At 31.2% G+C, this 12887-nt stretch carries 13 protein-coding genes; 4 read left to right on the top strand and 9 right to left on the bottom strand.

From position 1 onward, the window contains the following. Positions 1-59 precede the first annotated feature (59 nt). Both AB3G36_RS11525 and holA read right to left on the bottom strand, forming a co-directional pair. Positions 60-242, bottom strand: coding sequence for a CAL67264 family membrane protein (locus tag AB3G36_RS11525; protein WP_367752879.1), 183 nt, complete (start codon positions 240-242; stop codon positions 60-62). A gap of 43 nt (positions 243-285) precedes the next feature. Continuing rightward, positions 286-1290, bottom strand: coding sequence for a DNA polymerase III subunit delta (gene holA, locus AB3G36_RS11520; RefSeq protein ID WP_367752877.1), 1005 nt, complete (start codon positions 1288-1290; stop codon positions 286-288). Positions 1291-1384: 94 nt separating this feature from the next. Between holA and AB3G36_RS11515 the strand changes: the two genes are divergently transcribed. The 3 genes from AB3G36_RS11515 (at position 1385) to AB3G36_RS11505 (ending at position 3742) form a co-directional block, all read left to right on the top strand. Continuing rightward, on the top strand, positions 1385-1834 hold the full coding sequence (locus AB3G36_RS11515) for a type I restriction enzyme HsdR N-terminal domain-containing protein (RefSeq protein WP_367752875.1): 450 nt from the start codon (positions 1385-1387) through the stop codon (positions 1832-1834). Positions 1835-1847: 13 nt separating this feature from the next. Beyond that, positions 1848-2834 (top strand): glycosyltransferase family 2 protein, encoded by a 987-nt coding sequence (locus AB3G36_RS11510; RefSeq protein WP_367752873.1) that lies wholly within the window; start codon positions 1848-1850, stop codon positions 2832-2834. A 74-nt stretch (positions 2835-2908) separates the two neighbouring features. Next, positions 2909-3742 carry a flagellar motor protein MotB gene (locus AB3G36_RS11505; protein ID WP_367752871.1) on the top strand — a complete coding sequence of 278 codons (834 nt, stop codon included), beginning with the start codon at positions 2909-2911 and terminating at the stop codon, positions 3740-3742. Positions 3743-4123: 381 nt separating this feature from the next. Here AB3G36_RS11505 and AB3G36_RS11500 read toward each other — a convergent pair whose 3' ends face one another. The 5 genes from AB3G36_RS11500 to AB3G36_RS11480 form a co-directional block, all read right to left on the bottom strand. After that, on the bottom strand, positions 4124-5035 hold the full coding sequence (locus AB3G36_RS11500; protein ID WP_367752869.1) for a hypothetical protein: 912 nt from the start codon (positions 5033-5035) through the stop codon (positions 4124-4126). Beyond that, the gene (locus tag AB3G36_RS11495) at positions 5004-5078 is read right to left on the bottom strand and encodes a hypothetical protein (RefSeq protein WP_367757929.1); all 75 of its coding nucleotides are present in this window, start codon (positions 5076-5078) and stop codon (positions 5004-5006) included. Before AB3G36_RS11495 ends, AB3G36_RS11500 begins: the two co-directional genes overlap by 32 nt. A gap of 191 nt (positions 5079-5269) precedes the next feature. Next, a complete protein-coding gene (locus AB3G36_RS11490; protein WP_367752867.1) occupies positions 5270-5890 on the bottom strand; it encodes an L-threonylcarbamoyladenylate synthase in 621 nt (206 codons plus the stop codon). 73 nt (positions 5891-5963) lie between these two features. Continuing rightward, positions 5964-8300 carry an ATP-dependent helicase gene (locus AB3G36_RS11485; RefSeq protein ID WP_367752865.1) on the bottom strand — a complete coding sequence of 779 codons (2337 nt, stop codon included), beginning with the start codon at positions 8298-8300 and terminating at the stop codon, positions 5964-5966. 118 nt (positions 8301-8418) lie between these two features. Further along, the gene (locus AB3G36_RS11480) at positions 8419-9189 is read right to left on the bottom strand and encodes a sulfite exporter TauE/SafE family protein (RefSeq protein ID WP_367752863.1); all 771 of its coding nucleotides are present in this window, start codon (positions 9187-9189) and stop codon (positions 8419-8421) included. A 146-nt stretch (positions 9190-9335) separates the two neighbouring features. Between AB3G36_RS11480 and AB3G36_RS11475 the strand changes: the two genes are divergently transcribed. After that, positions 9336-9857: a hypothetical protein gene (locus AB3G36_RS11475; RefSeq protein ID WP_367752861.1), complete on the top strand. Its 522-nt coding sequence runs from the start codon at positions 9336-9338 to the stop codon at positions 9855-9857. Position 9858: 1 nt separating this feature from the next. Here AB3G36_RS11475 and AB3G36_RS11470 read toward each other — a convergent pair whose 3' ends face one another. Continuing rightward, the gene (locus tag AB3G36_RS11470; RefSeq protein WP_367752859.1) at positions 9859-10758 is read right to left on the bottom strand and encodes a patatin family protein; all 900 of its coding nucleotides are present in this window, start codon (positions 10756-10758) and stop codon (positions 9859-9861) included. 18 nt (positions 10759-10776) lie between these two features. After that, the gene (locus AB3G36_RS11465; RefSeq protein ID WP_367752857.1) at positions 10777-12843 is read right to left on the bottom strand and encodes a M1 family metallopeptidase; all 2067 of its coding nucleotides are present in this window, start codon (positions 12841-12843) and stop codon (positions 10777-10779) included. Positions 12844-12887 lie beyond the last annotated feature (44 nt).

Raw genomic sequence — 12887 nt, 5'->3', positions numbered from 1 at the left:
TATAAATAAAAAAACACTATTTACATAGTGTTTTTTTTGTCTTTATATAGTATCCCTAATTACAACCTCCCTTTTAATGAACTAAAAACCCAAGCGTTTGCTAAAAACCCAACTCCAACAGCGGCAAAACCCCAGCCCGAAACATCGCGGTATCTAAAGGCGCCAAGACCTATTAAAAGTAATCCCATTACTATCATAATCAAAGTTGCCCATCCTAGGATGGTATTCTTATTCATTCCCATAATTGTGGTATATTTAAAAAACAAATATCGTGAATTTTAGCGGCTAATTAAATATATTATAAAGCATTTCTTTTAATAAATCAGAATTTGACATCGCATTTGCACCAACTCCTTTACTTTTTACGTCAATATCTCGCAACGAGGCTACTATTTGACTTACTTTTCGCATCGGATAGTTCTTTATGGCTAAATCATACTCTTTTAAGAAAAAGGGATTAACACCCAAAACTGCTGCAACATTTTTAGGATTTCGATCCTTTAAACCATGGTATTTTAATAATTGAATAAAAAAACCAAAAACTAAACTTGTAGTTACAACCATTGGATTTTCCTTTGGATTATTTGCAAAATTTTCAGCAATTGTATACGCTTTAAGTTGGTTGCGCTCCCCTATTGCTTTTCTCAATTCAAAAACATTGAAATCTTTACTAAAACCAATGTTTTCCTCAATGTCTTTTGGTGAAATTGTACTGCCTTTTGGTAAAATAATCTGCAGCTTTTCAAGTTCGTTATTGATTTTACTTAAATCTGTTCCTAAAAACTCGACTAGCATAGCCGAAGCTTTAGGCTCAATATTATATTTTTTTCCTGCTAAAACGCGCTTAATCCAGTCACCAACCTGATTTTCATATAATTTCTTACTCTCATAAACAATTCCTGCTTTCGCTAATAATTTGGTGGCTTTCTTTCGTTTATCCAGTGTTTTATATTTATAACAGATAACCAATACTGTGGAAGGCATGGGGTTTTCGGCATAACTTTCTAATTTATCAATAGTACGACTTAACTCTTGCGCTTCTTTGACGATTACAACTTGACGTTCGGCCATCATAGGGTAACGCTTAGCGGTAGATACAATATCTTCTATAGATACATCTCTTCCATATAAAACCGTTTGATTGAAACCTTTTTCTTCTTCCGTGAGTATATTCTTTTCTATATAATCGGAGAGTTTATCTATATAATACGGTTCTTCCCCCATCAAAAAATAAATTGGCTTGATGTTTCCTGCTTTTATATCATTTACAATTTTTACAACCTCGTCCATGCTTTTTTTGGGTTTAAAGTTTAAGGTTTAAAGTTTGTCGTATCGTGTACAACTTTAAACCTTAAACTTTAAACTAAATAACTATTTTTGCTTCATGCAAAAACTAAATTTTCAACTTTATAACTTTCGGTTCAAAAATAGCGAAAATAAAGTCTCTATTTTTGATGAAATCAGGAAAAAATTTATCATTCTTACTCCCGAAGAATGGGTTCGCCAACATGTAGTGCAATTTTTATTAGAAGAAAAAAAATACCCCAAATCATTAATAAATGTTGAAAAAGTATTAAAAGTCAATGGCTTACGCAAAAGATATGATGTGGTTGTTTTTAATACAGATGGATCTATTTTAATTTTAATCGAATGCAAAGCACCTGAAATAAAAATAGCACAAGCTACTTTTGACCAAATAGCTCGTTATAACATGACTATGAAAGCCCAATATTTAATGGTAACTAATGGATTGAATCATTACTTTTGTCAAATGGATTTTGAAAATGAAAAATATCAGTTTTTAGCCGAATTACCTATTTATGAAATCCAATAATCAAACCATTTAGATGAAAATAGCTGTTGTCATACTCAATTGGAATGGAGTACAATTATTAGAACAATTTTTACCTTCTGTAGTAAAATATTCACCTGAAGCAACTGTTTATTTAGCAGATAATGCCTCGACGGATGATTCTATTTCATTTGTATTAGCCAATTTTCCTTCCGTTAAAATTATAAAAAACGATACTAATTTGGGTTTTGCTGGAGGGTATAATGAAGCCTTAAAAAATATAGATGCTGCAGTTTATGCCTTAGTAAATTCGGATATTGAGGTAACTGAAAATTGGTTAAAACCCATCATTGAAACTTTCGAAAAAGAACCTAAAACAGCAATAATTCAACCTAAAATTTTAGACTACAAGAATAAAGAGAGTTTTGAATATGCAGGAGCCGCTGGCGGTTTTATTGATAAATATGGTTATCCATATTGTAGAGGACGCATTTTTGAAACGATTGAAAAAGACCATGGTCAATATGATGACGAATGTGAAATATTCTGGGCTTCAGGTGCTTGTTTTTTTATTAGAAGTTCCGTTTACCATGAATTAAATGGATTTGATGCTGATTTTTTTGCTCATCAAGAAGAAATTGACTTATGTTGGCGTGCGTTTAATAAAGGGTATAAAACAGTTTACAATTACAAATCAGTTGTTTATCACGTTGGTGGCGCCACCTTACAACAAGGAAATCCAAGGAAAACTTTTTTGAATTTCAGAAATTCATTGTTAATGTTAACAAAAAACTTACCCAAAGAAAAGTTATATTCTATACTATTTTATCGCATGCTATTAGATGGAATAGCTGCTATTCAATTTATTTTTAAAGGAAAATTTTCACATTTCACTGCTGTTTTAAAAGCTCATCTTTCTTTTTATAGTTTATTTTCAAATACTTACAGAAAAAGAGATGATTTTCAGCCAAAAAAATACTATACAACACAAAGTATCGTTTATACCTATTTCGTTAATAATGGCAAGGTATTTGAAGGTTAATTTTAACAATATTTTATACCTATTATCTAATCATTAAAAACTAACTTTGTAATTGAACCCTAATTAAAAAATTTATGAAAAAAATCGTAATTGCATTATCCGTTCTAGCTCTTTTAACTTCTTGTGTTTCTAAAAAGAAATACGCCGATTTAGAAGCTCGTAACAAAGAGACTCAAGATTTACTAAATTCTTGTACCGTTAAATTAAACTCTTGTCTAGAAGAAAAAGCAGGGTTAACAGCTACGGTTGCTGGTTTAAAAGATCACAATCAAACACTTATCAATACGTCTAAAGACATGACTATATTGACAACTAAAGGTGCTGAAAATATTGAAAAAGCTTTAGAGTCAATTAAAGAAAAAGATTTGAAAATTAGCAGAATGCAAGATGCATTAACTAAGAAAGACAGTGTTACTCTAGCTGTTGTTACTAGTTTAAAAAGTGCTGTTGGGATTTCTGATCCAGATATCGAGATAAATGTTGAAAAAGGAGTTGTATTCATTTCAATTGCTGATAAATTATTATTTAAAACTGGTAGTTATGATGTAACTGATAAAGCAAAAGCAGTTTTAGCTAAAGTAGCAAAAGTTGTAAATGACAAACCAGATTTTGAATGTATGGTTGAAGGACATACTGATAGTGTTCCTTATATTGGAAACGGTGTTTTACTTGACAACTGGGATTTAAGTGTGAAACGTTCTACTTCAATTATTCGTGTATTAACAAATCAATTGGGTGTTAAACCAGAACAATTAATTGCCGCTGGTAGAAGTTCTTACGTACCGTTAGTTGCTAATGATACAGCTGAAAACAGAGCTCGTAACAGAAGAACTCGTATTGTAGTTTTACCTAAAATTGATCAATTCTATGAAATGATCGAAAAAGAAATGAAAAAACAAAAACAATAGTTTTTTTTAAAAATCTTTTAAAATATATCCAAAAGCGTCTTGAAATTTCAAGACGCTTTTTTTGTGTGATTTATTTAATGATTGAATAAAATTAAAAAAAATGAATCGTCGATAGAAAAAGAAAAAGCAGGTCGTTAGACCTGCTTCAATGTATCCTTAACCTTTTTTAATAACCAATTAAATATAATTAAGAATAACATGCTTATACTTGTTAAATCTTCATCATTCCTACACAAATGTAAATATTAATTTAACACAATTGACTTTTTTGGGAATTTATTTAATTTTTTTACAAAATATTTTACAGACTATTTTTTTTAAGTTTTTAAAAGGCTCATCACCAGATAAATCAGATTTCTCCATTTAAACACAGTCAAAAATTTATTTTAAAATACCTGTATTGTATATTTCATTTTCGGGAACATAAACATAATTTAAAGGTAGCATATCTCCCACTTTTTCTTCTGAAAGTTTCCCCGAAAAAACAATGTTTTCTATTTTAGAATTATTACCATCTGGATAAACATAAAAAATATCCGTTTCAAAAATAATTCCTGAATGCTCATTTTTATTAAATATTAGATCATAAGATGCGACCTCATTTATGTTCTCCTTTTTATATTTTTTTGTCAGCACTTCTACTTTTACAAAATCTTTTTCCCTTTCAATTTTAAAGCAGTTGTTAGGATTAAGGACATTCCTATTATGAATAATTAAAAATTGTTCTTTATCCCAAATATTATTAGCCAAATTTAAAAAAAAATGAACTTGAGAACCTTCGTACGCTTTTTTTCGAAGTGCTAGAATTTCATTCGAATTATCAATTTCTTCAAACCGGCTTAATCCACTATAATAGCTTTTAACTAAATCCTCTTTGGTTACACTTAATTTACTAAAAGTGGTTTCAAAATTGGTTAATCCGTAATCTATTTTATATCCTAAGGAAGGGTTTGAAATTAGTAAGGGCTTATCTGAGAATGCTTTTAAAACAAAATTTACTTTGTCATATTTGAAATAAATATCATCCTCATTTTGTATTTTTGCTAGTTTACTATTATGTGTTTGTCCTAAAAAATATTCTCTAAATATCTGTAATTTTTGCTTTCTAGTAAATTGATCTTTCCTTTTTACAACTACTTCTTTTAGAGAATTTAACGAAGGAGTCAAAGTAATAGTTAGCTCTTTTGTAACATCAAGTCCTGAAAGATATTCCGTTTGATACCCCATAAAGCTTATTACTAAAATACTATTTGTTTTAGGTTCATAATGGCAAATCAAAATTTCCGTTCTCATCTGATATAGTAGCTATTGTAGTGCCATCGATATAAATATTCACACCCGACAATGGTACTTTTGCTTTATTGAGTACTTTTCCTCTAATACTATTTTGAGAAAAACAATTTAAAGCCTATGCCAAAAAAACAAAACCATTACATTTTCATATTATGAATTGAATTAAGAACTGATTATTAATAAACTAATTTATGTCTTAATTCTGAATAATTTGATGGTTTTGTACTATTTTATTTATATTATATCCAAACTACCTTTTCCTTCTCTAATTATAACAGGCTCATCACCAGACAAATCAATAATTGTTGAGCCTACATTATCTCCATAACCGCCATCAATTACCATATCTACTAGGTTTTGCCATTTTTCAAAAATAAGCTCTGGATCAGTTGTATATTCAATTACATCATCATCATCATGAATTGATGTAGAAACAATAGGATTTCCTAATTGACGAACAATCTCAAGTGCAATCGAATTATCAGGAACACGAATACCCACTGTTGTTTTCTTCTTGAATTCTTTAGGTAAGTTATTATTACCAGGCAAAATAAAAGTATAGGGACCAGGTAAAGCTCTTTTTAAAAGCTTAAAAGTTGAAGTCTCAATTTGCCTTACATAATCAGAAATATTGCTTAAGTCATGACAAATAAATGAAAAATTAGCTTTGTCTAATTTAATTCCTTTAATCTTTGCAATGCGTTCAAGTGCTTTTGTATTGGTAATATCACATCCCAACCCATACACAGTATCTGTGGGATAAATTACTAATCCGCCGTCTTTTAAAACCTTCACTACTTTGGCAATAGCCGCTTCGTTAGGGTTATCAGGGTATATTTTTATAAATTGAGCCATTTTTTTTTAGTTTAAGGTTAGTTGTAAAGCTTCAGGTTTTCAAACAACTTTAAACCTGAAACTTTAAACTTTTTTATCCAATAATATCCAACTTTGCAAAACGCAATAATAATTTCTTAATTCCGCCTACTTCAAATTTAATTTCCGCTTTTTTATCAGCTCCTACTCCTTCAATGTTCACTACTTGCCCTCTACCAAAACGCTCGTGCATGACCAAATTTCCTTGAACTAATTTATTATCAAATAAATTAGCACCTCCTGAGGGAACATTTCCAGAAACAGGTTTTAATTTACGAACATTTATCTCTGGTTTATTTATACTACTATTAGTATAATTAACTGGTGGAGTTCCATTCGACGGCTTAGCCAAACGCATTTTTGATTTATCCACATCTCCAAAAATATCCTTATCAATCATAGATTTGTAACGATAATTACTTTCTGCAGGTGTAAGGTACTCTAAATATTGTGAATTTATTTCTTCAATAAAACGAGAGGGTTCACTATCTGTTAATTTTCCCCAGCGGTAACGGGATTGCGCATACGTAAGATACGCTTGATGTTCTGCCCTTGTTAAGGCTACGTAAAATAAACGTCGTTCTTCCTCCAGCTCACTTCTAGTACTCATACTCATCGCACTTGGAAATAAATCCTCTTCCATTCCTACCACAAATACATGCGGGAACTCCAAACCTTTGGCTAGGTGAATTGTCATCAGTGCCACACGGTCTTCATCACTCGTATCTTTATCTAAATCCGTAGCCAAGGCCACATCTTCCATAAACTCTGATAAAGCGCCACGTGCGCCATCAATCTCTTTTTGACCTTCGGTGAAATCTTTAATCCCGTTTAATAATTCTTCTATATTCTGGATTTTAGCCATTCCTTCTGGCGTAGCGTCTTTTTTTAATTCTTGTACCAATCCGGTTTTCTTAGAGACATGATCCGTAATAAAAAAAGCATCTTGATTTTCATTGATCACTTGGAAACTTTGAATCATAGTGACAAAATCACTCAGTCGTTGTTTTGTACCTGAATTTAATTTCAAATCAATTTTATCAATATTTTGCATCACTTCAAATATCGAACGCTTATAATGATTGGCCGCAACAGTCAGTTTTTCGACAGTAGTATCACCAATCCCTCTTGCTGGATAATTGATTACTCGCATCAATGCTTCTTCGTCTTTTGGATTAATCACCAAACGCAAGTAACACAAAACATCTTTTATTTCTTTCCTTTGATAAAAAGACAAGCCACCATAAATTCGGTACGGAATATCTCTTTTTCTCAACGCATCTTCCATAGCACGTGATTGTGCATTGGTACGATATAAAATAGCAAATTGACCATTATTCATTTGGTTTTGCATCTTTTGTTCAAAAATAGTACTCGCTACAAAACGCCCTTCTTCGGCATCTGTCATAGAACGATGTACTTTGATCTTTGGACCAAAATCATTGGCTGTCCAAACTATTTTATCCAGTTTGGTTTTATTATTGTCTATAATGGTGTTCGCCGCTTCAACAATATTTTTTGTCGAACGATAATTTTGTTCTAATTTGAATGTTTTTACTCCTTCATAATCTTTCTGAAAATTCAAGATGTTATTGATATTTGCCCCACGAAAAGCATAAATACTTTGTGCATCATCACCAACTACGCAAATATTCTGGAATTTATCCGATAATGCTCTTACAATCAAATACTGAGAATGATTCGTATCTTGGTACTCATCCACCATGATATAACGAAAACGGTTCTGGTATTTAGCCAATACTTCAGGAAAACGGGTTAATAATTCATTGGTTTTCAACAATAAATCATCAAAATCCATTGCTCCTGATTTGAAACATTTTTCTACATATTTTTGATACAACTCCCCCATCCTAGGTTTCTTAGCCATAGCATCTGCTTCTTGCAAATCAGGATCGTTGAAGTAGGCTTTGACAGTGATCAAACTATTTTTAAAATTGGAAATTCGGCCTAAAACCTGTTTTGGTTTATAGATATCTCTATCCAACTGCATTTCTTTTATAATACCTGATATACAACGCAATGAATCTTGAGAATCATAAATAGTAAAATTTGAAGGATAACCTAATTTATCAGCTTCAGAGCGTAGAATTCGAGCAAAAACCGAGTGAAATGTTCCCATCCAAAGATTTTTAGCTTCACCAGAACCTACAATATCCGAGATCCGTTTTTTCATTTCACGTGCCGCTTTATTGGTAAATGTCAGCGATAAAATATTAAATGAATCAACACCTTGACTCATTAAATAGGCAATCCTTATCGTCAAAACACGTGTTTTGCCAGAACCGGCACCAGCAATAATAATCATTGGACCTTCTTTTTGTAAAACAGGTTCGCGTTGTGCTTCGTTAAGTTGGGAAATGTATTTTTGCATGAAAATTTTCTATTTATGCAAAAATAAGAATTTAAGATTTAATACTGTCGCAAGTACTACAATTTTAAAGTACTAAAGTAAAGTACTTGAAAAATGGCATTTGAGAAAAGAACTCCATTTATTTTTTCCAAAAAACATCATAGGCAAAACGAATTAAAGTACCAACCACAACCACTAAAAAGAAAATACGAATGAATCCATTTCCTTTATTGATTGCTAGTTTGGCTCCTAACCAGCCTCCAAAGGCATTGCAGGTAGCCATTGGCAAAGCGATTGCCCAAATGATTTTTCCTTTTAAAGCAAACAGACAAATCGAACCAAAATTAGTTGCTAAATTCACCATTTTAGCATTTGCGGAAGCATGAAGAAAATCAAAACCCATTAATGCAATAAAAGCGACTACAAGAAAACTACCCGTTCCAGGACCTATAAAACCATCATAGAAACCAACGATAAAACTAATCAGCACTGCATTAAGAATTTGAGTTCTTTCAGAAATATTTTTTTCGACTAATTGCCCGAAATTTTTCTTAGCATACGTATAAATTGCTAATAATGACAATATAAAAAGCAATAACGGTTTCATAAAATCATTACTCATATACGTCAACAAAGTAGAACCCAAAAAAGCCGAAGGCAAAGCCAATCCCATCATGATTAGCAATAACTTCCAGTTCATAGTTACCTTTTTTAAATATTGATAAGCCGCAAAAGAGGTTCCACTAAAAGCAGGTATTTTTAAGGTTCCAATAACAGTTGAAACAGGTAAATTAGGTAATAAAATCAATCCTGCTGGTGTTTGAATTAATCCTCCTCCTCCTACTATAGCGTCAATAAATCCTGCTAAAAAAGCTGCGATGCAAAGTAAAATAATAATGTATGTTTCCATTTATTGATAGCATTTATAAGTAAAATAGGATGTCTTTCTATTTTACTATTTTTTGTAAAAATACTACTACCTTGGATTTATTCCACTATAATTAAAGTGGAATTATAATCAAAAAGTATATTTTTGCGTATCATAAAATACTAATAATGGATTCGACTACAATCACTGAAATAATTGCTTTTACACTTCCTTCACTTATTACTGGAGCGGTAGCTTACTATTTGTTTGATGCGCACTTCAAAGACCAACAAAACACCAGACGTTGGTTGTTACAAAAGGACAATCAATCGGCAACATTACCCATTCGTTTGCAAGCTTATGAACGTATGACTTTGTTAATGGAACGCATCAATCCATCACAGTTAATGGTTCGTATTAATCCAATTTCTGAAGATAAAAATGAATACAGAAATTTTGTAATTGCCCAAATTGAACAAGAGTTTGAACACAATTTAGCACAACAAATTTATATTTCTAATGAATGCTGGTCTGTCATAGTAACCGCCAAAAATGCGACTATCCAAATGATTCGCTTGGCAGCACAACATGAAAAAGTAACAAATGCAGATAGTTTACGTGAATTAGTAATCTCTGATTTATTACAAAAAGCTTCTCCAAGTAGTGCGGCATTAGCTTATCTTAGAAATGAAGTGAATCAGTTATGGTAATTTACTGGTTTTCTTTATTACTTTGATTCCTTTTCTCAGCGGTATCATATCCTTGTTTCCACCATTTTTCCATTTGAATCTTATTAAAAACCAAAGCATTACTTGTTAATTGAGTGGGAGTGTAATATAAATTGAGTTTTACATTTTCATTAATTGCAGTTAATTTCCCTATAGTAATATCGTTTTTTTGAACTTGTTCGAGTAATGTTCCAAAAAGATTTACTAATAATGAAAAGGGGTTTTTTCCAGTAAATTTTGGTGAAATATGCACTTCTGTTTCAAGTATTATAGCATCAATCTCAGTTGCTCCACGATTAATCGCTTCTCTAATAGGCACCAAACTAGTAAAACCACCATCACCATATTCGCTATTGTTTTTAATGACAAGGCTCATAAAAGGAATATAATTGCACGAAATCCAAATCCAATCACAAAAATCATCGTATTCAAAATCAGAAAGCGCTTTATACTCCACTTTATTACTACTTAAATTCGTAACGGTAACAACAATAATTTTATTTCCGCTTTTTAATTGATAAAAATCCTCTTTTGTAATCGTTTTTTTTATCAACTTTTTTAAGTTAAAACTTTCTCCAAATGTATTTGAACCTCTTAGAAAATTAATTAAAACATTAAAATGATTTATTTTTATAATATCAACACCATTTTTATTTTTTATTTTGAATGGGCATCTGTTAAATATATTCTCCTCCGTAACTGATGTATATACCTTTTTTATTGCATCAATTTTATCTAAAGCCAAATGAGTAACCAGCAAACTTCCGGTAGATGTTCCAATAAAAATGTCATATTTATTTTTTTCTTTATCCAATAAATACTCAGCAACACCACCTGCGAATGCGCCTTTACTTCCTCCTCCTGAAATTACTAATGCTCTCATAGGAAACTGTTTTATATATTACTCTATTAACAACCTGTTCAACTGAAAATACTCGCTTTCATTTAAACTTGGTAAAACCTTTTCAAATGAAGCTCTCATTTTTGGGTTTTTAAGTAGTAATCGAATATTATCTCTTCCAAATTTAGAAAATTGCCACATATGATGTGTTGTTGAATTGATTAAATTTTTTAATACATCATCATCATTTAATAATTGAAAAGCAATCAGTTTTTCTAATGCATTTTGCCTTGTAATGGCTTCATAATTGGTAGAAGAATAATTGATTAATTCTTCTACTAATACCTTTTTATCGACTGAATAATCTGGAGTTGACAAAGCCAATGACAACCATAATGTTCTTAAATTATAGTCATTAAAACCAATCCAATCCTTTGATAAATCTAAATATTTAATACGATATTCAGGGAAGGAATTCCATAAATAATACAATGCAATTTCTTGAGTCTGATAGGATTTATCATTTAATAGTGTTTCATATTCTTCTCTAAATTCTTCAGGAATTTTAGGCAATGAAACAGCAACTTCTTGTCGAACTTGAAAATTATTTGTAGCTAAAGCCAATTCCAATAATCCTTTTTTATTTTCAAAAATTTCATTTTTCAATTGGTTGACAATTGCTGCTTTTACCGTATAATAGGCATCTGATTGAAGTGTTTTAGCAAAGAATTCTATTTTATCTGCCAATTCATTTTTCTTTACTTTTTCGACTTCAAACAACAACTGAACTGTTTCATTTTTTAACAGTAACTCATTAGCTTCTTGAGTGTTAAAAACAGTTGATTCTAGCCATACTTTACTAAATTTTGTTGTGTCGAAATGTGAAAATTTATGAATTTCATCAAAGAAATTTTCGGTTGTTACCGTCTTATATCCATAGGTATTTATATAACTGCAAACTGCTTTTTTAAATGCTTTATCACCTATGGATTGATGCAAAACAAAAAGTGCCCAAGCTCCTTTTTGATAAAAACTCAAAGAACTTGCTTTGGCATTCAAAACCGGAATCGTATCTGTTCTGGAAGCATATTTTATTTGTTGGGCCGATTCATATAATTTGGAATAGAAATAATCGTCGCCATATATTTTTCGTTCCGCTAATAACGCATAATAAGTCGCAAATCCTTCCTGTAACCAATGATGCTTTCCACTTTCGGCAGTTATCAAATCTCCGAACCATTGATGTGCTAGTTCATGTGCATTGACATTGGTATAGGTACGATCTGAAAAACCGATAGAATCTACTACATACCGACTGGAAAACAAAGTAGCCGATGTATTCTCCATACCTGCATACAAGAAATCTCGAACAGGAATTTGCCTGTATATTCTCCAAGGGTACTTTACTCCTATTTCATTTTCTAAAAAATCAAATAGTTCCTTCGAATAACGATAAGTTGGTTCCCACTTAGGTTTGTCTTTGGACTCAAAATACAAATCTAAAGGGATTCCTGAATTGGAATATAGGGTTTGCTTTTCAAATTTACCTATAGCCATCATTAGCAAATAGGAACTCATTGGTTTTTGCATGTTGAATCTCCAATAGGTCATTGAATCGTTATTGATTTTACTGCTCAAAACTCCGTTAGCGACTACTTGATATTTAGAATCCACAACCACTTCCAGATTAAAAATAACTTTCTCGCTTACATCATCAAAACTTGGGAACCAATTACTGGTGTATCTCCCTTGCCCTTGTGTCCAAATTTGCACATTATCTTTTTCTTCTGAACCTATAAAATACAACGCCTGCTTTGGCTTAGCTGTATAATTAAAACTAATGTTATTTTTTCCTTTTTTGAAATTGGAAATCAATACAATTTGTTTTTTGGTATTAATAAATTGGATTTCTTTTTGATTTAATTCTACTTCAGAAAATTCCATATTTTGTGCATCAATTTTAATGGTATCAATAGGTTTTAAAACCTCAAACCAGTAACTGACTGTACCTGAAACTGATTTTTCAATAGGATTAACCGTAATTTGACCTTGAACTATTTTAAAGTCAACGGATTTAGTTTGTTGTGCAAAAGCAAATGTGGATATAAATAATAAAAGGTATTTCATTTTAAAAAATTAATGCATCTATCTTTCAAAGTTACGAAGGTTTC

The organism is Flavobacterium sp. WC2430 (genome assembly GCF_040822075.1).
Classification (GTDB): Bacteria; Bacteroidota; Bacteroidia; order Flavobacteriales; family Flavobacteriaceae; genus Flavobacterium.
The sequence above is the reverse complement of the archived record's forward strand: the minus strand, read 5'-3'. Positions and strand labels throughout refer to the sequence as shown.